The 22501-nt window shown below is 37.1% G+C and carries 28 protein-coding genes; 16 read left to right on the forward strand and 12 right to left on the reverse strand.

The window, feature by feature from the left end:
* The first annotated feature begins 78 nt into the window (after positions 1-78).
* The 4 genes from dnaK to DJ533_RS18420 all read left to right on the forward strand — a co-directional run bounded on the left by dnaK (position 79) and on the right by DJ533_RS18420 (position 4035).
* On the forward strand, positions 79-2022 hold the full coding sequence (dnaK, locus tag DJ533_RS18405) for a molecular chaperone DnaK (RefSeq protein ID WP_065995181.1): 1944 nt from the start codon (positions 79-81) through the stop codon (positions 2020-2022).
* Between the two features lie 101 nt (positions 2023-2123).
* The gene (locus DJ533_RS18410; protein WP_065995182.1) at positions 2124-2543 is read left to right on the forward strand and encodes a hypothetical protein; all 420 of its coding nucleotides are present in this window, start codon (positions 2124-2126) and stop codon (positions 2541-2543) included.
* Between the two features lie 96 nt (positions 2544-2639).
* Positions 2640-3554, forward strand: coding sequence for a matrixin family metalloprotease (locus tag DJ533_RS18415; RefSeq protein WP_065995183.1), 915 nt, complete (start codon positions 2640-2642; stop codon positions 3552-3554).
* 103 nt (positions 3555-3657) lie between these two features.
* Positions 3658-4035 (forward strand): hypothetical protein, encoded by a 378-nt coding sequence (locus DJ533_RS18420; RefSeq protein ID WP_065995184.1) that lies wholly within the window; start codon positions 3658-3660, stop codon positions 4033-4035.
* Positions 4036-4109: 74 nt separating this feature from the next.
* Here the strand turns inward: DJ533_RS18420 and DJ533_RS18425 are convergent, their stop codons facing one another.
* The 4 genes from DJ533_RS18425 to DJ533_RS18440 all read right to left on the reverse strand — a co-directional run bounded on the left by DJ533_RS18425 (position 4110) and on the right by DJ533_RS18440 (position 8161).
* Complete coding sequence (locus DJ533_RS18425) at positions 4110-5405, reverse strand: lytic murein transglycosylase (RefSeq protein ID WP_065995223.1); 1296 nt, start codon at positions 5403-5405, stop codon at positions 4110-4112.
* A 574-nt stretch (positions 5406-5979) separates the two neighbouring features.
* The gene (locus DJ533_RS18430; RefSeq protein WP_065995185.1) at positions 5980-7101 is read right to left on the reverse strand and encodes a 5-(carboxyamino)imidazole ribonucleotide synthase; all 1122 of its coding nucleotides are present in this window, start codon (positions 7099-7101) and stop codon (positions 5980-5982) included.
* A 27-nt stretch (positions 7102-7128) separates the two neighbouring features.
* Complete coding sequence (gene purE, locus DJ533_RS18435) at positions 7129-7644, reverse strand: 5-(carboxyamino)imidazole ribonucleotide mutase (protein ID WP_065995186.1); 516 nt, start codon at positions 7642-7644, stop codon at positions 7129-7131.
* Between the two features lie 175 nt (positions 7645-7819).
* Positions 7820-8161: a DMT family protein gene (locus tag DJ533_RS18440; protein WP_065995187.1), complete on the reverse strand. Its 342-nt coding sequence runs from the start codon at positions 8159-8161 to the stop codon at positions 7820-7822.
* 89 nt (positions 8162-8250) lie between these two features.
* Here DJ533_RS18440 and DJ533_RS18760 point away from each other — a divergent pair, with 89 nt between their 5' ends.
* From DJ533_RS18760 to mpl, 3 genes are all read left to right on the forward strand, one after another.
* Positions 8251-8403, forward strand: a complete 153-nt coding sequence (locus DJ533_RS18760; RefSeq protein ID WP_171488582.1) for a hypothetical protein — start codon at positions 8251-8253, stop codon at positions 8401-8403.
* Positions 8381-8584, forward strand: a complete 204-nt coding sequence (locus DJ533_RS18445) for a hypothetical protein (protein WP_065995188.1) — start codon at positions 8381-8383, stop codon at positions 8582-8584. Before DJ533_RS18760 ends, DJ533_RS18445 begins: the two co-directional genes overlap by 23 nt.
* 136 nt (positions 8585-8720) lie before the next feature.
* Positions 8721-10088, forward strand: coding sequence for a UDP-N-acetylmuramate:L-alanyl-gamma-D-glutamyl-meso-diaminopimelate ligase (gene mpl / locus DJ533_RS18450; protein ID WP_065995189.1), 1368 nt, complete (start codon positions 8721-8723; stop codon positions 10086-10088).
* Between the two features lie 45 nt (positions 10089-10133).
* Here the strand turns inward: mpl and DJ533_RS18455 are convergent, their stop codons facing one another.
* Positions 10134-10496, reverse strand: a complete 363-nt coding sequence (locus DJ533_RS18455) for a hypothetical protein (RefSeq protein ID WP_065995190.1) — start codon at positions 10494-10496, stop codon at positions 10134-10136.
* 30 nt (positions 10497-10526) lie between these two features.
* Positions 10527-11000, reverse strand: coding sequence for a BLUF domain-containing protein (locus tag DJ533_RS18460; protein WP_089024806.1), 474 nt, complete (start codon positions 10998-11000; stop codon positions 10527-10529).
* 315 nt (positions 11001-11315) lie between these two features.
* On the opposite strand from DJ533_RS18460, the gene DJ533_RS18465 reads away from it, so the two are divergent.
* On the forward strand, positions 11316-11528 hold the full coding sequence (locus tag DJ533_RS18465) for a hypothetical protein (RefSeq protein ID WP_171488583.1): 213 nt from the start codon (positions 11316-11318) through the stop codon (positions 11526-11528).
* A 30-nt stretch (positions 11529-11558) separates the two neighbouring features.
* Here the strand turns inward: DJ533_RS18465 and DJ533_RS18470 are convergent, their stop codons facing one another.
* Together DJ533_RS18470 and DJ533_RS18475 are read right to left on the reverse strand one after the other, a co-directional pair.
* The gene (locus DJ533_RS18470; RefSeq protein ID WP_065995193.1) at positions 11559-11843 is read right to left on the reverse strand and encodes a GNAT family N-acetyltransferase; all 285 of its coding nucleotides are present in this window, start codon (positions 11841-11843) and stop codon (positions 11559-11561) included.
* A gap of 82 nt (positions 11844-11925) precedes the next feature.
* Positions 11926-12213 carry a GNAT family N-acetyltransferase gene (locus tag DJ533_RS18475; protein ID WP_065995194.1) on the reverse strand — a complete coding sequence of 96 codons (288 nt, stop codon included), beginning with the start codon at positions 12211-12213 and terminating at the stop codon, positions 11926-11928.
* A 346-nt stretch (positions 12214-12559) separates the two neighbouring features.
* Here DJ533_RS18475 and DJ533_RS18480 point away from each other — a divergent pair, with 346 nt between their 5' ends.
* Positions 12560-13768 (forward strand): sugar transporter, encoded by a 1209-nt coding sequence (locus tag DJ533_RS18480; protein WP_065995195.1) that lies wholly within the window; start codon positions 12560-12562, stop codon positions 13766-13768.
* A 305-nt stretch (positions 13769-14073) separates the two neighbouring features.
* Complete coding sequence (locus DJ533_RS18485; RefSeq protein ID WP_065995196.1) at positions 14074-15036, forward strand: TerC family protein; 963 nt, start codon at positions 14074-14076, stop codon at positions 15034-15036.
* 101 nt (positions 15037-15137) lie between these two features.
* Here DJ533_RS18485 and DJ533_RS18490 read toward each other — a convergent pair whose 3' ends face one another.
* Positions 15138-15710, reverse strand: a complete 573-nt coding sequence (locus tag DJ533_RS18490) for a nucleotidyltransferase family protein (RefSeq protein ID WP_065995197.1) — start codon at positions 15708-15710, stop codon at positions 15138-15140.
* A 293-nt stretch (positions 15711-16003) separates the two neighbouring features.
* Here DJ533_RS18490 and guaD point away from each other — a divergent pair, with 293 nt between their 5' ends.
* From guaD to DJ533_RS18505, 4 genes are all read left to right on the forward strand, one after another.
* A complete protein-coding gene (gene guaD / locus DJ533_RS18495; RefSeq protein WP_065995198.1) occupies positions 16004-17323 on the forward strand; it encodes a guanine deaminase in 1320 nt (439 codons plus the stop codon).
* On the forward strand, positions 17307-17429 hold the full coding sequence (locus DJ533_RS19080) for a hypothetical protein (RefSeq protein WP_267285737.1): 123 nt from the start codon (positions 17307-17309) through the stop codon (positions 17427-17429). The genes guaD and DJ533_RS19080 overlap by 17 nt, the downstream gene beginning before the upstream one ends.
* 138 nt (positions 17430-17567) lie before the next feature.
* Complete coding sequence (hpt, locus tag DJ533_RS18500; RefSeq protein ID WP_065995199.1) at positions 17568-18095, forward strand: hypoxanthine phosphoribosyltransferase; 528 nt, start codon at positions 17568-17570, stop codon at positions 18093-18095.
* Between the two features lie 195 nt (positions 18096-18290).
* Complete coding sequence (locus DJ533_RS18505) at positions 18291-18542, forward strand: GlsB/YeaQ/YmgE family stress response membrane protein (RefSeq protein WP_065995200.1); 252 nt, start codon at positions 18291-18293, stop codon at positions 18540-18542.
* A gap of 55 nt (positions 18543-18597) precedes the next feature.
* Here the strand turns inward: DJ533_RS18505 and DJ533_RS18510 are convergent, their stop codons facing one another.
* Together DJ533_RS18510 and dmeF are read right to left on the reverse strand one after the other, a co-directional pair.
* Positions 18598-19299, reverse strand: a complete 702-nt coding sequence (locus tag DJ533_RS18510; protein WP_065995201.1) for a DsbC family protein — start codon at positions 19297-19299, stop codon at positions 18598-18600.
* A 79-nt stretch (positions 19300-19378) separates the two neighbouring features.
* Positions 19379-20341: a CDF family Co(II)/Ni(II) efflux transporter DmeF gene (gene dmeF, locus DJ533_RS18515; RefSeq protein WP_065995224.1), complete on the reverse strand. Its 963-nt coding sequence runs from the start codon at positions 20339-20341 to the stop codon at positions 19379-19381.
* 87 nt (positions 20342-20428) lie between these two features.
* Between dmeF and DJ533_RS18520 the strand changes: the two genes are divergently transcribed.
* Positions 20429-20695 (forward strand): metal/formaldehyde-sensitive transcriptional repressor, encoded by a 267-nt coding sequence (locus DJ533_RS18520; protein ID WP_065995202.1) that lies wholly within the window; start codon positions 20429-20431, stop codon positions 20693-20695.
* Between the two features lie 150 nt (positions 20696-20845).
* A complete protein-coding gene (locus DJ533_RS18525; protein ID WP_065995203.1) occupies positions 20846-22018 on the forward strand; it encodes an MFS transporter in 1173 nt (390 codons plus the stop codon).
* 31 nt (positions 22019-22049) lie between these two features.
* Here the strand turns inward: DJ533_RS18525 and DJ533_RS18530 are convergent, their stop codons facing one another.
* Positions 22050-22412: a NirD/YgiW/YdeI family stress tolerance protein gene (locus DJ533_RS18530; protein WP_065995204.1), complete on the reverse strand. Its 363-nt coding sequence runs from the start codon at positions 22410-22412 to the stop codon at positions 22050-22052.
* Between the last annotated feature and the right edge of the window lie 89 nt (positions 22413-22501).

The raw sequence follows: 22501 nt of genomic DNA on the forward strand, positions 1-22501 counted from the left end.
TTGAAAATTTTTGAATGGCTCTCATATCGGATAACAAGCATAAACATATTTGTAAAAAGAATTTAGAGGAACACATTAATGGCTAAAATTATCGGTATTGACTTAGGTACAACAAACTCATGTGTTGCTGTACTTGAAGGCGATAAAGTTAAAGTTATCGAAAACGCTGAAGGCGCACGTACAACACCATCTATCGTTGCGTATAAAGATGGCGAAACTTTGGTAGGTCAATCTGCAAAACGTCAAGCAGTAACTAACCCTAAAAATACATTGTATGCGATCAAACGTTTGATCGGTCGTAAATATGAAGACCAAGCCGTACAAAAAGATATCGGTCTTGTACCGTTCAAAATTGTAAAAGCTGACAATGGTGATGCTTGGGTTGAAGTCAACGACAAAAAACTTGCACCACAACAAGTTTCAGCAGAAATTTTGAAAAAAATGAAAAAAACTGCTGAAGATTATTTGGGTGAAACGGTAACAGAAGCGGTTATTACTGTACCTGCGTACTTTAACGATGCGCAGCGTCAAGCAACCAAAGATGCGGGTAAAATCGCTGGTTTAGATGTTAAACGTATTATCAACGAACCAACTGCTGCGGCACTTGCGTTTGGTATGGATAAGAAGGAAGGCGACCGTAAAGTTGCAGTATATGACTTAGGTGGTGGTACTTTTGACGTATCTATCATTGAAATTGCTGACTTAGATGGCGACCAACAAATCGAAGTATTGTCTACCAACGGTGATACATTCCTTGGTGGTGAAGACTTTGATAATGCATTGATCGATTACTTGGTTGAAGAGTTCAAAAAAGAACAGAATTTCAACTTAAAACAAGATCCTTTAGCGTTACAACGTTTAAAAGAAGCTGCTGAAAAAGCAAAAATTGAGCTTTCTTCATCGAACTCAACTGAAATTAACCTTCCATACATCACGGCTGATGCAACGGGTCCTAAACACTTAGTGATCAATGTAACACGTGCGAAACTAGAAGGTTTAGTTACTGACTTGGTAGCGCGTACTATTGAGCCATGTAAAGTTGCACTTAAAGACGCTGGTCTTTCAACAAGCGACATCTCTGATGTAATCTTGGTGGGTGGTCAGTCACGTATGCCACTTGTACAACAAAAAGTACAAGATTTCTTCGGTAAAGAGCCACGTAAAGACGTGAACCCTGACGAAGCAGTAGCGATTGGTGCAGCGATTCAAGGTGCGGTACTTTCAGGTGACAAAACTGACGTACTCTTACTTGATGTAACGCCGTTGACACTTGGTATTGAAACTATGGGCGGCGTATTAACACCGATCATTGAGAAAAATACGACGATTCCTGCGAAGAAATCTCAAGTGTTCTCAACAGCTGCGGACAACCAACCTGCTGTAGACATTTCAGTTTACCAAGGTGAACGTAAAATGGCTCAACAAAACAAATTGTTGGGTAACTTCCAATTAGGCGACATTCCACCTGCGCCACGTGGTGTGCCACAAATTGAAGTATCATTTGACATTAACGCTGATGGTATCTTGAAAGTATCTGCAAAAGATAAGAGCACTGGTAAAGAGCAATCGATCCAGATTAAAGCAAACTCTGGTTTGAGCGATGCTGAAATTGAAGCGATGATCAAAGATGCTGAAGCAAATGCAGAAGAAGACCGTAAGTTTGAAGAACTTGCAAAAGCACGTAACGAAGCAGATGCACTCGTATCTTCTGCTCAAAAAGCAGTAAAAGATTTGGGTGAGCAAGTAACTGCTGATGAAAAATCTGCAATCGATGCTGCTGTTTCTGAGTTAGAAGCGACTGCGAAAGAAAATGATGTTGATGCAATCAAAGCGAAAACTGAAGCTTTACAAAACATCATCATGCCAATCACCCAACGTGCTTATGAAGCTACACAAGGTCAAGGCGGAGCGCAAGGTTTCGATCCGAACCAATTCGGTGGCGATGCTGGTCAACAACAGCAGAAAGCGGACGATGGCGTTGTAGATGCTGAGTTCACTGAAGTAAAAGATGACAAAAAATAATTTGTCGCTTTAATAATAAAAACCGCTCAAGAGATTGAGCGGTTTTTTTATGCCGCAATTTATTTTATATTGATCAGAATCATAAAATGAGAATGACAAGAATGCACAAATCCCCTGCGATCTCTTTACCTGTATTTTATAGTTTAATCATTGCTCAATTTATTTTGCCACTGATTTCTGCGCTGGTCGATCTATTCAGTCCGCAACCTGAACTTGCTTTACTAGACAAAACTTTATATACCGAACCACAAGCTTTAGAAATATTCATTATTTGTGGTGCATTCATTATCGTATTAGTCATCACCATTGGTTTATTTTTTAGAAAAAATTGGGCAAGAAAAGCCTATCTTTATACATTTTTTCCAGCTTTTTTACTCTATTTTCTGCCGTATATGCATTGGATTTATATGAGCAGTTTTGCTGCCATTTTCAGTGATCTCGCATTTGTTTGCTCAGGTATTTTATTAACGATCTTAGCGATTCCTACGCTCTATGAACCTTTATTTGAAGACAAGTTTTAATTGTCCCTTACTTCATGGCAAAACTTCCAAAGTTCACTTGCGCATTTTTAAATTTAAGCTAAATTACTTATGTTATTATAACTTTTAAATATAAAAATGCGTTTTTGGCTTATTTTTGCAGTGATTTTATTTACCGCTTATTTTTCTATACAGCGTTATTTACACCCGCAACTGAATCATAATTCTACGATTGACCGCATTTCTCATCCTTTAGATACGCGTCTGCGTTATCGCATTGGTGATGTTGATCCACGTTTTCAGATCAGCCGACAACATTTAGAAGTTTTGTCACAACAAGCCGCAGACATTTGGCATCAAGGCACGATGAAAAGCTTATTTGTCTATGATCCTCATGCAAAATTAGCGATCAATTTAATTTATGATGAGCGTCAAGCAGAGTCTACAGCCCGTCAGCAGGAATTAAATATTTTAGAAAATACACAAGAATATCAAAACAGTGAAAGAAGCAATATTGAAAAATTACGTGCTGAATTAGACCAGTCCAATCGTGAAATAGACATCTATAAAGTTAATTATGAAACCAAAGTCAGCCAATACAATCAATTTGTCGAAAGTATTAACCAATCTAATCAAGCCATACACCCTTCAGTACAAGCTCAATTGCAACAATTAAAAGCTCAATTAGAAACAGAAAAAATTAATTTAAGTCAAAGGCTTGCTTCACATAATCAAAAAGTTGAGCGACTTAACCAACAGGTCGATATTTTAAACTCAAATAATCAACAATTTAATCATTCAGTTGATCAGTTTAATGCACGCTTTCAACCTCGCCAGTTTGATAAAGGCGTATTTAATGGTAAAAGTATTAATATTTATGAATTTCAATCTGATGCAGACTTGAGAGTAACCATCGCACATGAACTCGGTCATGCGCTTGGGCTGTTACATAACACTGATCCCAAAGCACTCATGTATCCAATGATGAAAGAACAAGATTTGCAAAACTTTAGATTAACCGCTGCGGATTTAGCAATGTTAAACTCACGTTAACAAAACGCTTGATGTTGATTTTAAATCCATATTGTAAATAAGTATTCATTCCATTTTATGCAAATCATGCTATTGTGATCATAGATATTTAAAGGAGATTCCTGTGAGTTATTATCATATTATTCTTGAAGTAAATGATCATATCAGCACGATTGAACAGACCCGTGATATTGAGATTTTTGATATTACTGAACTTCAACCTTATCTCCATTCTATTTTATTGCCTTATTTCAATGAGCAACAAATCGAACTCGAGGATGAAAATATCGAGTTTGAGGATATTTTACATATTGAAATCAAACAAACGTTATTGCCAATTCAGCACTTAATTGAAGAAGAACAAAAACAATTGCCGAGCGACACAGATGTGACCATTACTGCATATGAAATTTTCAATGATCGGGATCATACACAAGATGTCACAGCAGTGATTTTAGATTTATTAGAAGCGGTGAAGATTGATCAAACTGATATTGAGTAATTTTTTAAAATCCTCAAATATACAAAGGTCTGCATGTGCAGACCTTTGTTTTTAGACTTTAAATAACATAGCGTCTATTGCATCATACTTTTTGCAGCTTCATTACGAAAGGCTTTTAAAATCTGTTGCCCTGCCCGACCCGATTGACTCAAGCCTAAGCGTGCTTGTTCTTGGCGAATCGCTTGACGCGTTTTATCTCCAATCAAACCATCCGCTTCACCAATGTCATAACCTTTTTTCAACAAATAATTTTGGATTTCACGGCGTTCCGCACGAGAAGTTCCTGCATCATCTGTTGGCCAAGCTGTCTGGAAAGCCCCCTTGCCTTGTAAACGATCAGACAAATGTGCAATCGCCAAAGCATAACTTTCTGCTGCGTTATATCCATAAATCGCATCAAAGTTTTTAAATACCAAGAATGCTGGACCACTTGCACCTGCTGGCATCATCAAACCTGCCTGTGATGCCCCTGATAAATTACCTTGAATAATTGGCGAACCATCTACACGAGTAAAACCACGGCTTTCCCAAGAACTTAAAGATTTTTTATTACGACGACTTTCACCACCCACTGAGGCACTGTCAGGAATTCGCACTTCAAAACCCCATGGCATACCTGTTTGCCAACCACGTTTTTTCAGAAAGTTTGCTGTAGAGGCTAATGCATCAGCCGTACTTGAAACCAAGTCGCGGCGACCATCGCCATCAAAATCCACGGCTAACTCTTCATACGTCGATGGCATAAACTGCGTATGACCAAATGCCCCAGCCCATGAACCTTTGAGTTGCTCTTCACGTAAATCACCCCGTTGTAAAATACGCATGGTGGCAAAAAACTCACCTCGGAAATAATCTTGGCGACGCCCTTCACAGCTCAATGTACCCAAAGCTTGTATTAATGGATATTTACCAGAAATATCACCAAAATTACTCTCTACCCCCCAAACCGCCACTACTGTTTCAGCAGGTACACCATAAGCTGCTGCAACTCGGTTTAAAGTATCACGATGTTGGGCTAACATCTCACGCCCTTTTTGTACTCGTTCTTCGTCCACCAAACCTGAAAGATAATCCCAAATCGGAGTCGAAAATTCAGGTTGATAGTTGAGCTTCGCAATCACCGAATAATCAGGTGTTAGGTTTTGTGTATAACGATCATAAGTCGTGCCACTGACTCCAGAAGCAATAGCTCTTGAACGCAAATTGGCTAGGCAGCCCTGAAAATCACGCGCTGGTGAATAATCTGAAGTTGTATTTGAAATGACAGGTGTTGAATTAACAGGTGCTGGCTGACCATTAATCACCAGTTCGGCATTTGCCTGTGTCATGGCTAAAAAAGCTGTACCACATAAAAAAGATAAACTACGCATATGACCCACAAAATCTTTGTTCATTAAAATTATGTTATTAACATATCATTCTATGGATAAAATGACAGAAACAAAACGTAATTTTTGAATTCATTTTCTACTTTTTAAATTCATATTTCACATTTAAATTTAAACAAGTTATCCACAAAGAAAACACATAAAGTTTAAATTCAAAGTTAGAATAAAACTTTTAAATTCAAAAATAACAATAAAACTTATCCACAATTTTTTAAATTTAAACGCTAAAAAACAATTTTTAAGTCATTTATTTACATAACATTTATTTTAAATTTAAAAAATTATCTCTATAAATCCAAAGGAGAAAAAGCTATGAATTTAAAACAACACTTTTAAATTCATTCTTTCAGTTTTAAATTCAAATATGAAAATTTTTGATTTAAATTTAAAAAATATATTTGAATTTAAAGTTATTGATGTGCTTATTTTTGAAAATAGAGGGTTATAACCAAACTATTGTATGAGGATGAAAATGAAAGCTGAGCATCATACTGAAATTAAAAAAATAAAAAAGCGACCAAAGGTTTGATCGCTTTTTTTACATGCAAATTTAGATTTAAATGCTCATATCTTCGCTTAAAGCCAAAGGATTCGGCAAGATTTTCGCCAATTGACGGCATAAAGTCGTTAGTTCAGCGCTGTTATTTGGCATCAAAGTGATGTGACCAATTTTACGACCTTCACGCTCAGTCTTATTATAAAGATGTAAATGTGCACCATTTAATGCCAAAACATCTTCAGACTTTGGATATTGTCCAATGATATTGATCATCACGGTTGGACGAACCACTTCAGTTGAACCGAGTGGTAAACCTGCGACTGCACGAATGTGATTTTCAAACTGTGAACAGATTGCACCTTCAATCGACCAATGTCCAGAGTTGTGCACACGTGGTGCCATCTCATTGGCATATAAGCCTTGATCTGTGACAAATAGTTCAAGCGTCAACACGCCGACATAATTTAAATGATTGAGCAGGCGAGTAATGTAATCTTGTGCCACAGGTTGTAAATCTGCACTGTTTGGCGCAGGAACAATCGAATGGGAAAGAATACCGTTGTGATGATGATTTTCCGCCAAAGGCCAAGTTTTTACATCACCATCAATACCACGTACCGCAATAATTGAAACTTCACGTGAGAATGTTACAAAACTTTCCGCAATGAGTTCACCAGCAGGACCGAGTTCTGCCCAAGCTTGCTCGATTTGATCTACTGTACGCAATACAAATTGACCTTTGCCATCATAACCACCACGTGACGTTTTCAGGACAATCGGTAAGCCGAGTTGTTCAACTGCTAATTTTAATTCATCAAGTGAAGTCACTGCTTTATACGGCGCAACAGGAATTGAAAGCTCATCAAATAAAGCTTTTTCTGACAACCGATGCTGTGCAATCGCCAATGCTTGACGTGGCGGATGCAAATCTTTTTGCTTCGTTAAAACATCAACATCGATCAATGGCGTATTTTCAAACTCAAGACTAAAAACATCTGCGCTGGTAATAAAATCTTGCAAGCCATTTGTCGCTTTGGTTGAAAATACTGGACCTAATGCTGCAGAAGGACAGTCTGTATTGGCTTCAAAGAAAGTGCATTGAATGTTAAGCGGTAGAGCAGCTTGCGCCATCATACGACCCAATTGACCACCACCAAAGATCCCGATGGTTTTATTCATAATCTGTGTCCCGTTTTCAGCTTGGCTTTAGATTTGACCTGGAATATTTTTGCTTGCTACTTTTTCAGTTTGTGCAGCACGAAAATCTGCAACATTTTTTGCAATTTCTGGACGTGTCAAACCTAAAATTTGTGCTGCCATAATCGCTGCATTGGTAGCACCCGCAGGGCCAATTGCCAATGTACCCACCGCAATACCTGCAGGCATTTGTACGATCGAAAGCAATGAATCGACACCATTCAAAATAGATGATTTTACAGGAACACCAAGCACTGGAAGATCTGTTTTAGCCGCACACATGCCTGGTAAATGCGCTGCACCACCTGCACCTGCGATAATCACTTGAATACCACGTTCACGTGCAGTTTCGGCATATTCAAATAAACGGTCTGGGGTACGATGTGCAGAAACAACTTCCGCTTCGAAAGGAACACCAAGCTGTTTAAGCATAGTGGCAGTGTTTTCTAAGGTTGCCCAATCTGACTGAGAACCCATGATAATTCCAACTAGAGGTTGAGCGTCTTGTGCTGCGGCCGCATTCATTGCAAATTTTCCAGAGATTAAAAAAGTAGAGATAAATCTCGACGAGAGAGCCAAGCTTTAATAAGAGCCCCATATTATAGACTGATTTTTCATCTCAATAAAATTTAACGGACGTAGTAGGGCGATATTTTCATTATTTTTTGGGAGAATATAAACATTATCAAATTATCTATGTTTATTGATTTCTAAAAACAAAATAAACACAACCTAATAAGCATAACCCCGCCCATAAATAATCTAACTTAAACGGTTGTTTAAATAGGAAAATCATAAAAGGAACAAAAACCAAGAGCGTTACGACTTCTTGGGTAATTTTCATTTGTCCAATCGCCCAACCTTGTTGTGCTAAAAGTTTAGTCGCCGGAATCATCAAACTGTATTCAAAGAGCGCAATGACCCAACTCAATAAAATCGCCTGCCAAAGAGGTGCATCATGCGGTAAAAATTTTAAATGTCCATACCATGCAAGCGTCATAAAACAATTGGCAAGGATGAGGAGTAACAGGGGAAAAAACATGAAAGTAAAGCCTAAAAATTTGATGATATTTTTATATAAATTATCTAAAATTAGCCAGACAAAACTATAAATTAAAACTCGAGAATTAAATGAATCACATATTTCAAATTATCATTAATTTTTTTAAGCGCTTATTCGGTTCATCCCAACCTACTGTACCTCCTGAAGAATTACCCGAAATTAACTTAGCATTTGCTGATTTGGCAAATATGCTTACGCATGAAAAAACAGCAAAAACCTGATTTTTTGAATGGTATTGACCATTCTATTGAATATGCAGCAATTTTAACAAATGGAAATTCAATGTCATTTCCGCTTAATAAGGTCATGAAATTTATAAAAAATGGTGAGGAAGATAGTTTATATCATTTTGCCTATTTCATCTTAAATTATGACGAGTCAAAAGTTGAAAATGAGGTTTAACTCGAATTCACTTTATTGACACAAGAAAAACTATCTTTTCCCTTAAACCCTTGCTATCGTTGCTTTCAAATCGAATTAATCACGACAACAGCACAACAACAACGTGATGTGTCAAAAAGCAGTGGAGTTAGAACGAATGCATCTGCATATCTTGGGTATTTGTGGCACTTTTATGGGTTCTTTGGCGTTATTGGCGCGTGATTTAGGGCATAAGGTGACAGGTTCAGATGCAAACGTGTATCCACCCATGTCCACTCAATTGGAAAATGCAGGCATTACTCTGATGCAAGGCTATGACCGTAGCCATTTACAACCGCATCCTGATCTTGTGATCGTGGGCAATGCCATGAAACGTGGTATTGATGCAGTGGAATATATGCTCAATGAAGGCTTACCGTATATTTCAGGACCACAGTTCCTTGCAGATCATGTCTTACAAGGCAAACATGTCCTTGGTGTTGCTGGAACACATGGTAAAACCACAACCACAACCATGCTTGCTTGGGTACTTGATCAGGCAGGCTTAAATCCAGGCTTTTTGATCGGTGGCGTGCCTCTAGGCTTTAGTGAAAGCGCACGTTTAGGCGGTGGCAAATACTTTTGTGTAGAAGCAGACGAATATGATTCTGCATTCTTCGACAAGCGTTCTAAGTTCGTGCATTACCATCCTAAAACAGCGATTTTAAATAACTTAGAATTTGACCATGCTGATATTTTCGATGACTTAGCAGCGATTCAAAAACAATTCCATCATTTAGTTCGTACCATTCCAAGTGAAGGACGTATCATTGCGCCAATTACAGAAAGCAATATTGATGAAGTATTGGAAATAGGCTGTTGGACGCCTGTAGTTCGTACATCTTTAGATGCCAATGACACAGCAGAAGTTTACGCAGAACAACTATCGAGCGATGGTTCACATTTCAAAGTACTGCAACACGGCGTTGTGAAAGGTGAGGTGAAATGGACGATGACAGGACAACACAGTGTTGCCAATGCGCTAGCAACCATTGCTGCTGCTGAACATGTGGGTGTTTCAATTGAACAATCATGTGAAGCATTGTCGAATTTTGGTGGTGTAAAACGCCGAATGGAGCTTTTGGATACTGTCAATGGTATCGAAGTCTATGATGACTTTGCCCATCACCCAACAGCGATTGATACTACGCTTGAAGGCGCGCGTAAGCGTTTGGGTGAACGTAAACTATGGGCGATCATTGAACCACGTTCAAACACCATGCGTATGGGCTCACACAAAGATGGTTTGGCACATTCTGCACGTTTAGCAGATGAAGTCATTTGGTATCAACCTGAAGGTTTGGATTGGGATTTACAGCCTGTGATTGAGGCTGCACCCAATAAAGCCGTGATTGCACGTAGCTTGGATGAGATTATTCAGATGGTAATCGCAGAAGCAGGTGAGGGCGATGCCGTGGTCATCATGTCCAATGGTGGTTTTGGTGGATTGCATCAGAAATTGCTTGCAGCATTAAAAGCAAAATAAGCGATGTAACATAAAAAATAAACCCACATAACGTGGGTTTATTTTTTATTGTTCAGGTGACATTGTACCTGTCTTCTTAAAAGCATTAAATTTTGCCCAACCTTGTACTGTATCGCCTAAACGTTGACTAAAATACATCACAGAAACCCAATCCTGTTGACCATCGTTATAGACCGTATAGGCAGTTACGTGGTCATTTTTTATAATAAACATATCCTTCATTTTGCAAGCGTCATTCGGTGCTGAATGAAAATATACTCTCTGTGGACTGATGACAGACATGCCCCAACGCGGTATTAGATGTGCTTCTGTTCTGGAGGCTAAATTTTCAATTTTGTCGCAATTTACTGCAAAACTCAGATTTGAAAATAAAATCCCCATTCCAAACATATAAAATTTTTTAAGCATATTTTTCTATTTCACCTTGTGAAGATCGCATCAAAAATAATTTTGATAGCCACGATTTTGATAACCCACATAATTTTTTGTTGGTTTTTCGACATTCGCAGTATTTAATAAAATTTCTAAAAATCTACCAATTTGTTCAGCATTTAATAAATTAGGCTCAAACTTATTTAAGCCGATATTTTTAAAATAATCCGAAATTTGGGTATTAGGATTTACATATTTCATTGACCATTGCTTAAAATTCAGTTCAACAATTGGGGTGATTTTAAATTGATGCACATGAGTATGACGATTATCTTGTTGAATAGCTTCAAATAACTCTAAAACTTGATCATTTTCTCCTTCTAAACATTGAAAAAATGAACCTTCTGCATAATACAACACTCCCACAATACCATGCTGCGCATTAAACTCACGTGCAGTCACTAAGATGTCACTCAAATCGAGTAATAAATCATTTTCATTTTCTACACGTACACTGGCATAGCATAATCGAATCATCATAAGTTGTTTTAATGTGATAAATTTAACATGATTATCGCTTAAAAATTAAACATTTGTAATTCTTTTCTCACATAAATTATAGATTTTGATAACTCAACAAAATTTATAAAATAAGCAATAATTAACACAATACTTCATACTTCGGTTTTGCCCTTAATTAACTCAATAGTTAGGGGCTTTTTTTAATTTGAATAATTTTTAGAGATAATAATGACTAAAAATTTAATTCTGAGCCTTATCTTACAAATTTTTTATTTAGGTCTAGTACTTTTTTTAAACAAACTCAGACTAAATGATTTTATCAATATTGCAAGCATGTCTTTTGTATTAGGCATATGCAGTCATTATTTTCTAGATGCTTGGCTTTTTAAAATAATGGGCTTAATCGGACTCAGTGCATTATTTATATTTTTAAATAGTTATTTGCTGCTTGCGGTGATGCTGAGTTGTTATTTCTTGGCGCTAACTTTAGCGCAATTTAAATCAAGTTATGGTACGAAAAAACAATATGAGCTTCATCCACATTGAAACTCATCATTATTCACATTCATCAACCTCTTATGCTATTACATCAGCAAAGCTTGGCTCACGTTTAAACATCACATCTACATAAGAACACGTAGGCACAATTTTAAGCTGTTTTTCACGTGCAAAATCAACCAAAGTATCTAATAATTGACGTGCCATCCCTTGTCCACGTAAAGAATCATCTACCCAAGTATGATCAGCAATAATTTGAGCTTCATCACGCCACACATAGCTGATTTCAGCAATGCGTTGACCTTGCTCATTGTCTAAAAAGAACTCACCTTTATTCGAGTTATCAATATGTTGAAATTGCATGTGCCTACCTCCTCAAGATCTGAATTAAAGTTTAATTTAGCAAAGTCGACATAAAATAAAATTCGACTAAAAATACGCTAAATTATGAGAATAACACATCACGAATAGAGGCATCTTTATCAAAAACAGATTTTGCAAAAGGGCAGAGCGGGATTACAGCAATCTTTTTTTCACGTGCAAATTCAACTAAATTATTTAATAATTTACGTCCGACACCTTCACCACGTAGCTCATCTTCTACAGTGGTATGATCAATAATCAACTTATCTTCACCCGCCCATGTATAAGCCATTTCAGCCAAGTGATGACCTTCTTCGCCAATATAAAATTCGCCTTTTTTACCATCATCTTTATGTTTGATTTCTAACATTTTTATTACTCTTTATAAAAAATAATTATTTTGCAACATGCCACAGATTTTACCCAATTTCTGTTATTTTTTTATTAATTTTAAATCATCAGTCAAAAATACAAAGTGAATACCAACACAATTATTAATTCTAAGGTACGGTATAAAATGATATTTTATCTCAATCTTTTCGTTTTCTATTAGACCTATAAAAAATCTATTGTAAAAATTCATAAAAAATTATGATTGATACTAAAGTAAATAGTACATTGTAAATTTGCTCGATCTGAAATCTATACATTTTATTTACTTAACAAGTTTGCTAAATCAGCCTAAAATTTAACATGCTTCTTTTTACTCATTGACCATGTCAAGCTCTCCCCAAACCCCAGTTCCAGCCTCTACGTCCAATGAAACGCAGCAATGGATTAGTGTGATTAGTCTCGCTTTTGCTGCTTTTATTTTTAATACCACAGAATTTATTCCCGTGGCTTTGCTCAGTGATATTGGTAAAAGCTTTGCCATGCCTGCGACCGATGTAGGCATCATGATTACCATATATGCGTGGGTAGTTGCACCAATTTCCTTGCCCATTATGCTCTTGACCAAAAATTTTGAACGGCGATTTTTATTAATCGCATTATTTTGGGTGTTTATTCTGAGTCATGCTGTGTCTTATTGTGCTTGGAGTTTTGAAATTCTGTTAGCCAGTCGGATTGGAATCGCCTTTGCACATGCTTTATTTTGGTCAATCACTGCATCTTTAGCGGTGCGTGTTGCCCCTAAAGGTAAAGAATTTCAAGCATTAGGGCTTCTTGCCACAGGTACAGCCTTAGCGATGGTTTTAGGTATTCCTTTTGGCAGAATGATTGGTGAAGCCTACGGATGGCGCAACACCTTTGCCTTAATCGCACTAGGTGCTGCAATTGTCTGCCTTATTTTAACCAAGACTTTGCCCAAACTACCCAGTATCAACTCGGGTTCATTGAGTAGTTTAAAAGTGTTCCTCAAACGCCCAGCTTTGATGATGGTATTTGCATTAACCATTATTGTGATTACTGCACAGTTCACAGCTTATAGCTATATTGAACCTTTTGCGCTCAATATTGCCCACTTTAGTTCAGCACAAACCACGACATTATTGTTGATTTATGGGGCTGCGGGCTTTTTAGGCTCTTATTTATTTGGAAAATTTGCCCAACGCTATCCCAAATTACCGATTCCGTTAAGTAGTGCAGTATTAGCACTGTCTATGTTATTGCTCATAGCATTTTCCAAAGATTTTATCAGTTTTAGTATTCTGAGTTTATTTTGGGGAATGGCAATCATCTGTTTTAGTCTAGCGCAACAAGCGAAAACCTTAAATCTCGCCTCTGATGCAACAGATGTTGCCATGGCTATTTATTCTGGACTGTACAATGTCGGGATTGGGGGTGGGGCGTTGCTAGGTGGCTTAGTCACAACACATTATGGCTTAAATCAAATTGGAATGGTCGGGGGGGTATTGGCGGTATTAGGTACACTTTTGGCAGTATTTTTAGTACAACGACACGATTTTAATGCGAAGAAAATTTAACCAAATTATTTGCAAAATTAAAATAAATGTGAGATTCTTTGCAAATATTAAGAAATAATTGATCAAAAAATTATTTCTTAAAACCTATTCGTTGAACAAGGGGAGTAGCCTCCCATCAGTTTATCGTCATTACGCATTTTTATTGTTAAAAATAAAAAAGCCGGTAACTGAGCATCACCACAGCGCAGTATAAAATGCGGTGATGTAGGCAAGACCTTGATCATGTTGATTCAGATGTTTAATCATCTGGCAACTGGTCATGGTCTTTTTTTATGCCTGATTGATTGCCAGATTTGGAGAATTTTATGGAATCCATCGGCAATCCTTGGCTGTATCTTGCATTTTTTGCGATTGTTGCAGTCATGCTTCTCATCGATTTTCTTGGTTTCAGGCAAAAAGAAGGGCAAGAAGTTCAACTCAAAACTGCGGCATACTGGAGTATTGCTTGGGTCAGTGTAGCGACCCTATTTGGTGGGGGTTTATGGCTTTATCTACAACAGACTGTAGGTATAAGCATCGCCAATGCCAAAACTATGGAATATTTTGCAGGTTATTTACTAGAAAAATCACTGGCGATAGATAATGTTTTTGTGTGGCTGATGATCTTTGCTGCATTTGCGATTCCCCCTGCGTTACAACGTAAAATTTTACTCTATGGCGTACTCGGTGCGATTATTTTACGAACTATTTTCATTTTTATTGGGGCTTGGTTCGTTCAAGAATTTTCTTGGATTTTATATATTTTCGGTGCATTCCTTGTTTATACGGGCTTTAAATTTCTCAAAGGGCAAGATGAAGAGGATAGTAATATCGAAGATATGGCGATGCTCAAGTGGTTACGTAAACACATGCGTATCACACCGCAACTAGAAGGCGCTAAATTCTTTGTCCGTCAAAATGGCTTGTTATGGGCAACACCACTATTTTTAGTTTTGATCTTGGTTGAAGCTTCAGATGTCATCTTTGCTGTAGATTCGATTCCTGCCATTTTTGCAGTGACCAATGATCCTTTTATTGTACTTACAGCAAACCTCATGGCGATTTTAGGTTTACGTGCCATGTTCTTCTTATTGGCAGGTTCAGCGTCTAAGATGCATTATCTCCCGTATGGTTTAGGCATTATTTTAGTGTTTATCGGCTTTAAAATGTTAATGCTAGATGTGTTCCATATGCCAATTTGGATTTCACTTGGATTTATTGTGGTTGTCTTAGCGATCACAGCATGGTTGTCGATTCGACATAATAAGAAACAAGAATTAAATCCTTGATTTTTTGTAATAAAAACGCTCTCCTTTTTTAAAAAAGGAGAGCTGTGCAGGATCTAAAAATATTCATTGTGATTATTATTCTAAAACGCCTTTTTATATTTTTAATCTACAATTTGGAGTTTTTCCCATCTTTGTAAAAATCGTTTTGAATGTAGTCTTTGTATAAACACATCACGACTTACCAAACGATCATTCCAACGTAGTTTTAACCCAAATAAATCACTTAGTCCAAAGGGTGCAATGATCTCCATCTCATCATGTTCGATTAAACGTACTGCAATCGCAGTTGCTGTTTCTGGCCAAGTACTTAAAGCCTCATATAAGGACAAATAAGCTGAAATCGCTTGATTTTTTTCAGTTGTATACCATGTATGTACCAAAGCTTGATTGACCACATCCCAATCATTTTCAGGAAATTTTTGTGTTAATTTTTCATAAATTTCTTGTGTGATATGTTGATTCTGTTCATTCTCATCGAAGAAAATTACATCTATTTCAGTATTTTCAATTTGATATTGTTGTTGATGTAAACTCGACCAGACCAAATTCCGAATCACACCTGCACTTAAATATGCTTCAGCATAAATCTGCTTTAAATAGATCAATCTTTGTATTAAAGCCTGTTTAGCAAAAACGATTTGCTTTAGCTCTTGATAAAAATTTGTTTCGCACATGTCCAATAATTGCATAATTTTAATAAGGATTAGATAAAAGTTTCAGTAAAATAATCACTGTAAATTTTCAATATATGCACATCGTATATTGCACTGCATTTGGTTTAATTTTATCTCTTTATTTTCCTAGATTTAAAACATTTCTTCAAATAGCTTTATATATTTTCTTCGAAAATCTAAAACCCTAAAAATCAGACTTTTAAAAATAGCTTCTTAAGCGTTTACACAAAATACTGAAGCATGTAGCTAAATCAGCTACAATCAATTGAAAAAATTCAAAATGCAGGTTCAAAATGTCTTCTGTAGTTACAACGACAGCGATTCGTGGTCGCTTCCTTGATATTCAGAATACAGTTGCCCAAGCACGTGACATTCACGACCAAGTGCGATATGTAGAAGATGGTTTACTTTTAATTCAACAAGGTAAAATTCGTTGGTTTGGTTCTTGGGTAGAAGGACAGGCTCAATTGACTAAAAACCAACCGGTTGAACATTATCCAAATCAATTGATTGTTCCAGGATTTATTGACACACATATTCATTTCCCGCAAACAGAAATGGTGGGCGCATATGGTGAACAATTATTAGAGTGGCTCAATACTTATACCTTTCCAACCGAAATTAAATTTAAAGACAAATCATACGCTGATCAGATTGCGCATTTTTTTGTCAATGAATTACTTAAAAATGGCACAACAACTGCTCTGGTTTTTTGTACAATTCATCCACAGTCCGTTGACGCATTATTTGAAGCAGCGGAACGTCATCAAATGCGCCTTATCGCAGGTAAAGTCATGATGGATCGTCATGCACCTGAGGCACTGATGGATACAGCAGAAAGTGCTTATAATGACTCAAAAGCTTTGATTGAAAAATGGCATGGCAAAGGTCGTAATCTATATGCGATCACACCACGCTTTGCGCCAACCTCAACGCCTGAACAGTTAGCATGTGCAGGGCAGCTCAAAACTGAATATCCTGATGTGTATGTGCATACCCATTTAAGTGAAAATAAGAATGAAATCGCATGGGTCAAAGATTTATTTCCAGAGCAAAAGGGCTATTTGGATGTGTATCATCACTATGGTTTGACAGGGCAGAAGTCGGTTTTTGCGCATTGTGTGCATTTAGAGGAACATGAATGGGATTGTATGCACGCCACTGAGTCTGCAATCGCATTTTGCCCAACCTCAAATCTGTTCCTCGGCAGTGGTTTATTTCCATTGCAAAAAACATGGGAAAAAAATGTCAAAGTTGGTTTAGGTACGGACATTGGTGCGGGAACATCTTTCTGCCAATTACAAACATTGAATGAGGCTTACAAGGTACAACAGCTACAAGGTGATAAATTGTCTGCATTTGAGTCACTCTACCATGCAACCTTAGGAGGTGCTAAGGCACTTGATCTAGAGGATAAATTGGGTAATTTTAATGTGGGTAAAGAAGCTGACTTTGTGGTGTTAAATTTACACGCTACAGCTTTACAAAAACTTCGCCAAGAACGTGCTAAAAATATTGAAGATGCGTTATTTGCCTTATTCACTATGGGAGATGACCGCAATATTCAAGCGACTTATATTTATGGAAATAAAGCCTATGAACAGAGCAACTGATGCACAACAGCAAACTCAAAAAGTGCCTCGTTCTAAAAAGAAAATCATATTGATTGGGGTGGTTTTTGTGGCGTGTGCATTACTCCTGAAACGTGATGCACACTAACAAAATTTACCGTTTTACATATCAAACCATCAAAAAAGATGCATCTTGGTCTGATATGTTTTAAAATTAATGCGTCTTTTAGGTGTTGCTCGTCAACGCCTTTTTTATTTTGCGATATTGATGCTTTAGGTATTTCCCATGACCATTGAAATGAAAGTGATGATTTCGACTGAAGAAATTCAAGCGAAAGTTCAAGAACTTGGTAAAAAAATTGATGCACATTATGCCAATAGTGATAAAGAATTGGTTTTGATCGGCTTATTACGTGGTTCAGTCATCTTCATGGCGGATTTATGCCGTGCAATCAGCAAAGAACATGAACTCGACTTTATGACCGTGTCGAGCTATGCAGGCGGCACAACCTCGAGCCGGGATGTGAAAATCTTAAAAGATTTAGATGGTGAAATCCGAAATAAAGATGTACTTGTGGTTGAGGATATTATCGACTCAGGTAATACCTTGAGTAAAGTACTTGAAATTTTACAAACACGTCAACCAAACTCAATTGAACTCTGTACTCTAGTCAGCAAGCCTTCACGCCGTGAAATTGAACTCGATGTGAAATTTTTAGGTTTTGAAGTCGAAGATAAATTTATCGTCGGTTATGGCTTGGACTACGATCAAAAATATCGCCATATTCCCTTTATTGGTGAAATCGGTTTATAAGCCATCTTAAAATTATCTTCTATTTAAGCGACTTCGGTCGCTTTTTTTTATTGCACATTATTTGAGGGAAAATGAACAAAAATGCAACAACTTGTAGCAAAGTCTGACTTTAATTATATGAGGGGATATTTAATTATAAATTACATACAGTTGATTCCTTCACTTTAGATAAAACCAAAAACAAGGAGAGAGATTATGATGTCACTGATCGGGGCAATCATTATTGGTTTTTTAGCTGGCTTAATTGCACGTGCCATTCATCCTGGCAATGATAAAGCTGGTTTTATTGTTACTACATTACTCGGTATCGTGGGCTCATTGGTGGCAACCTATGGCGGACGTATGCTGGGACTTTATCCTGAGGGGTCATCCGCAGGCTTTATTGCCTCCGTCATTGGGGCAATTATCGTATTGTTTATCTACAATATGGTAAGTAAAAAAGTCTAGTAATGATTAGCTCAAATTCATTTAAAGCATCTCATTTGAGATGCTTTTTTATACCTTATAAACCCAATTCTGACCAGATTTTTTCAATTTCTTTGGCAGAATAAGCACCCATGACTTTTGTTCCATTAGAAAAAATAATTGCAGGTGTACCATGTAGACCTAATTTTTTCCCAAGAGCTAAGTTACGCTCAATAGGAGTTTCACAGTTTGCAGCAGCGCTCGGTGATATAGCATTTTGAATTAAGTTTTTCCATGCATAGGTGGGATTACTAGAACACCAAACTTGCTTAGATGGAATAATCGACTGATTTTTAATGGGATATATAAAAGTATAAATCGTTACATCACTGAGCTGGGTTAAATTCTTTTCAAGACTTTTGCAATATGGGCAATTTGGGTCAGAAAAGATCGCAAGCTGACGCTTACCATTCCCCCTTACTGTTTTAATGGCATCATTTAAAGGTAATTTTTTAAAATCAACCTGCTGATCTTTTAAAGCCAAATCTTTGGTGAGATTATGTTGATCCTTTAAGCGGATCATGCTGCCCACAAACAAATGTTGTGCATCTTCATTGATATAGATGATTTTCTGATCTAGCGTACCACTATACAAACCCTGCATTTCAGTGGCTTGTATATTTTCAATTTTCACATTGGGATAGTTTTTTTCAAGTTTAGCTTTGACTGCATCAACATCTGCAAAACTAAACGGGCTAATGAGTAAACTTAGCCCCACCATCATACTTTTTTTAAACATAAATACCTGATTAAATCCTAGACTCACAGTACAGATTTAACCATAACCCTCATTTATTTGTGTTGAGGTTCAGTTGAAATTAAAGCATCCTTCTGGTTTCACGTGGAACAAAACTAAAACTTGCAGTCTGATTAATTTCAACCGTAATATGTACTAATTCCTCATGAACAGATAAAGCGTGTCGAACTTGATCCGCAGTTAAAGCCCTATCACGACTTTCTAACACCAAAATCACAGAAAATTTACCACGTGCAACTTTCCAAACATGTAAGTCGGTAATATTGACAGATACATTTAAACTCGCAATCGCTTCACGAACGTCATTCACAATAGGATGATCCATTTCAGCATCCAACAAAGTTTTGCCTGTTTCTTTAATCAGTCCCAAAGACCACTTTCCAACTAAAATTGCCCCCACGATCCCTAAAACAGCATCTAAAAAATCCCATCCAAAATATTTACCTGCAAATAAAGCCACAATTGCCAGCACAGAAGTTACTGCATCTGCGACCACATGTAAAAATGCCGCTTTTTGATTTAAATCATGCTCATGATGATCTGATTCGTGTGAATGGTGATGGTGATGGTCAACATCATCATGTAGTAACCAAGCGCAAACTAAATTGATCACTAAACCCAGAATAGCAATCGGTATCGCTTCATTATAATGAATCTGGACAGGGTGAAATAATCGTTCAACGGATTGAAAAGTCATAAGTAAAGCGACAACCATCAGCAATATTGCGCTGCTATAGCCTGCTAAAATTTCAATTTTCCATGTTCCAAAACTAAAGCGTGTATCTTGGGCATAATGCCGAGCTGCTCGATATGCCATATACGCCAAACCCAGTGCTAACATGTGCGAACTCATATGCCAACCATCCGCTAACAATGCCATAGAGTTAAAAATCCAACCGCCAATGATCTCAAAAATCATCATTGCACCCGTGAGTAAGGTGGCAATTAAAATTTTCTTTTGTGCTAAAGGATTTCCTTGATCAAAATGATGGGAATGTTGGCGCTGAATGGGTTTAAATTGCATCATGAAACACTCAAATATACTCCCCCTTAGTATATGATCAAGTTTTTAAATATACTATAAGGGAGTATATTTTTATGAGAAATGCCCATGAGTCACTTACAACATGACAAAAAAGTTTTAAATAGGGTCAAAAGACTAAAGGGACAAATTCATGCTGTAGAAGATGCTTTGAATCAACCAGAATTATCCTGTATTGATGTGCTACAGCAAGTTGCCGCCATCAAAGGAGCAGTCAATGGCTTGATGAATGAGCTTATCGAAAATCATTTACGCAATCATGTCTTAACTGATACGCAAGCTGTCAACGAGCAAGAATTACAAGAGTTTCTAAAATTACTGAAACGTTATGGTTAATTTCACTGAAATTTTTGAACAATATAATGTTAGATATTGACCTTAAATTGATTAAGTTTTAATCTATTTCACATACTCAATTTCTTCCATGCCAATCACTGTTTTCAGTTCGGATTGGCATTTTTTCCTCTTACAAAAAGTCTTTTATTTATGAATCAACAATCATGGCGACCATTTTTGATGGTTAGCCTAGCTTTGTGTATTGGAACAATTGGAACGGCGTTAGCTAGCCCACTTTATCCGATCTATCAGCAATTATGGCAACTGCTGCCAAGTCATATTACTTATATCTTCGTTGCGTATATGTTTGGCTGTTTAACCACTTTACTTTTTCTGGGGCGTAGCAGTAATAGCTTTGGTTATATTCGCACATTACAAATCGGTTTGTTTTTTGCCATCATTGGTTTAAGTATTTCAGTGGTTGCATCTAATGCTTATATTTTGGGTTTTGGTCGTTTTATCATTGGCATCGCCTCTGGTCTGATTAGCACCTCTGCGATGTTGGGTTTGATCTACACCATTCCTGACTCACATAAAGCGTCTGCGGCTCAATTGAGTTCAATTATTACGGTATTAGGTTTTGGTTTAGGTCCATTTATTGGTGGCGCAATCGCCCAATTTTCCAAATATCCTTTAGTGACGCCTTATTTGCCTGTGATCATAGGCGCAATACTCAGCTTAATCAGTCTATTTACTTTAAAAACGGTAAATACAGTAAAACAAAAATTTAACATAGCACCGCATCTAGAATTACCAGAACCGCAATTTAAAAAATTATTTTTTATTACCAGTTTTAGCGCATTTTGTGCCTTTGGTTCTTTTAGCTTATTTGCCTCGCTTGCGCCTTCGTTTATTAAAGATGTCATTCCTTGGCATGGTCCACTGGTAAGTGGTTCAACCATTGCCAGTATTTTATTGGTGTCTGCTGCTGCACAATTTATCCTAAAATCTATGCCCATGCATAGCGCCTTGAATCTGGGTTTGAGCATGCTCATCACCAGTTATGTGGTTTTAGCTGTCTGTATGCTTATGCATTGGAGCATATTATTCTTTGTCAGCGTCATTTTTGTGGGAATGGGACATGGCATGAGCTTATTGGGTGCTTTTGCTTTGATTCATCACATGACCAACGTTAAAAATCGTGCTGCGGTAGTGTCCACATATTTGTTTTTAGCGTACTTAGGAACGATTGTGCCAATCATTGGCGCAGGATATGTATCTGATCATTTTGGTTTTACTACAGGCGTACTTTCCTTTTGTGTAAGTGTCGGCTTACTCTGCATTTATTTATTGATCTCACATTTAAAAATAGAAATATCTTAAATTAAAATAGGTAGGCAAAATGCCTACCTTATTATTTTACAAATTCAACTTTGACCACATCAATATCTGTGGGTTTATAACGATGTGTGTCCACCTCACCTAACACTTTTACCACAGTACCTTGTTTAAGTTGTGTTGCAGAAGCAAGTTTTTTATCAATTTCAACGGTAATGCTGCCTGTAGCATCTTTTAATTCATAATGCTCGTCTTTGACGTGGCGTTGAATCGTTCCTGTTAACATCACTGCGGTTTCATCAGCTGTTTGTAATGCTTCGGCAATTGTGATCGGATGCTTTTGTGCAGCATTGATAATACGTTGATCGTCACTACTTGCCCAAACATTTGCAGTTAAAGCCATGACAATGACAGAAAAAAGAAAAGAAGATTTTTTCATGCTTGATACTCATCTAAATATTCATTCATCAGCTTAAAGTAATCATTTGCCGCTGTAAAATGAGCTTACATAAAACTAAGTTTTGATAA

This window comes from Acinetobacter defluvii, from assembly GCF_001704615.3.
GTDB lineage: Bacteria > Pseudomonadota > Gammaproteobacteria > Pseudomonadales > Moraxellaceae > Acinetobacter > Acinetobacter defluvii.

Bases quoted from the DNA above. Each gene is read 5' to 3' on its own strand.
- mpl (WP_065995189.1), top strand. From the start codon at position 8,721: ATGCATCTGCATATCTTGGGTATTTGTGGCACTTTTATGGGTTCTTTG.
- DJ533_RS18440 (WP_065995187.1), bottom strand. From the start codon at position 8,161: ATGTTTTTTCCCCTGTTACTCCTCATCCTTGCCAATTGTTTTATGACG.
- DJ533_RS18485 (WP_065995196.1), top strand. From the start codon at position 14,074: ATGGAATCCATCGGCAATCCTTGGCTGTATCTTGCATTTTTTGCGATT.
- DJ533_RS18475 (WP_065995194.1), bottom strand. From the start codon at position 12,213: ATGTTAGAAATCAAACATAAAGATGATGGTAAAAAAGGCGAATTTTAT.
- DJ533_RS18455 (WP_065995190.1), bottom strand. From the start codon at position 10,496: ATGCTTAAAAAATTTTATATGTTTGGAATGGGGATTTTATTTTCAAAT.
- DJ533_RS18415 (WP_065995183.1), top strand. From the start codon at position 2,640: ATGCGTTTTTGGCTTATTTTTGCAGTGATTTTATTTACCGCTTATTTT.
- DJ533_RS18445 (WP_065995188.1), top strand. From the start codon at position 8,381: ATGAAAAAACAGCAAAAACCTGATTTTTTGAATGGTATTGACCATTCT.
- DJ533_RS18530 (WP_065995204.1), bottom strand. From the start codon at position 22,412: ATGAAAAAATCTTCTTTTCTTTTTTCTGTCATTGTCATGGCTTTAACT.
- hpt (WP_065995199.1), top strand. From the start codon at position 17,568: ATGACCATTGAAATGAAAGTGATGATTTCGACTGAAGAAATTCAAGCG.
- DJ533_RS19080 (WP_267285737.1), top strand. From the start codon at position 17,307: ATGAACAGAGCAACTGATGCACAACAGCAAACTCAAAAAGTGCCTCGT.
- dmeF (WP_065995224.1), bottom strand. From the start codon at position 20,341: ATGCAATTTAAACCCATTCAGCGCCAACATTCCCATCATTTTGATCAA.
- purE (WP_065995186.1), bottom strand. From the start codon at position 7,644: ATGAATGCGGCCGCAGCACAAGACGCTCAACCTCTAGTTGGAATTATC.
- DJ533_RS18490 (WP_065995197.1), bottom strand. From the start codon at position 15,710: ATGTGCGAAACAAATTTTTATCAAGAGCTAAAGCAAATCGTTTTTGCT.
- dnaK (WP_065995181.1), top strand. From the start codon at position 79: ATGGCTAAAATTATCGGTATTGACTTAGGTACAACAAACTCATGTGTT.
- guaD (WP_065995198.1), top strand. From the start codon at position 16,004: ATGTCTTCTGTAGTTACAACGACAGCGATTCGTGGTCGCTTCCTTGAT.
- DJ533_RS18410 (WP_065995182.1), top strand. From the start codon at position 2,124: ATGCACAAATCCCCTGCGATCTCTTTACCTGTATTTTATAGTTTAATC.
- DJ533_RS18760 (WP_171488582.1), top strand. From the start codon at position 8,251: ATGAATCACATATTTCAAATTATCATTAATTTTTTTAAGCGCTTATTC.
- DJ533_RS18425 (WP_065995223.1), bottom strand. From the start codon at position 5,405: ATGCGTAGTTTATCTTTTTTATGTGGTACAGCTTTTTTAGCCATGACA.
- DJ533_RS18470 (WP_065995193.1), bottom strand. From the start codon at position 11,843: ATGCAATTTCAACATATTGATAACTCGAATAAAGGTGAGTTCTTTTTA.
- DJ533_RS18525 (WP_065995203.1), top strand. From the start codon at position 20,846: ATGAATCAACAATCATGGCGACCATTTTTGATGGTTAGCCTAGCTTTG.
- DJ533_RS18430 (WP_065995185.1), bottom strand. From the start codon at position 7,101: ATGAATAAAACCATCGGGATCTTTGGTGGTGGTCAATTGGGTCGTATG.
- DJ533_RS18520 (WP_065995202.1), top strand. From the start codon at position 20,429: ATGAGTCACTTACAACATGACAAAAAAGTTTTAAATAGGGTCAAAAGA.
- DJ533_RS18465 (WP_171488583.1), top strand. From the start codon at position 11,316: ATGTCTTTTGTATTAGGCATATGCAGTCATTATTTTCTAGATGCTTGG.
- DJ533_RS18460 (WP_089024806.1), bottom strand. From the start codon at position 11,000: ATGATGATTCGATTATGCTATGCCAGTGTACGTGTAGAAAATGAAAAT.
- DJ533_RS18505 (WP_065995200.1), top strand. From the start codon at position 18,291: ATGATGTCACTGATCGGGGCAATCATTATTGGTTTTTTAGCTGGCTTA.
- DJ533_RS18510 (WP_065995201.1), bottom strand. From the start codon at position 19,299: ATGTTTAAAAAAAGTATGATGGTGGGGCTAAGTTTACTCATTAGCCCG.
- DJ533_RS18480 (WP_065995195.1), top strand. From the start codon at position 12,560: ATGTCAAGCTCTCCCCAAACCCCAGTTCCAGCCTCTACGTCCAATGAA.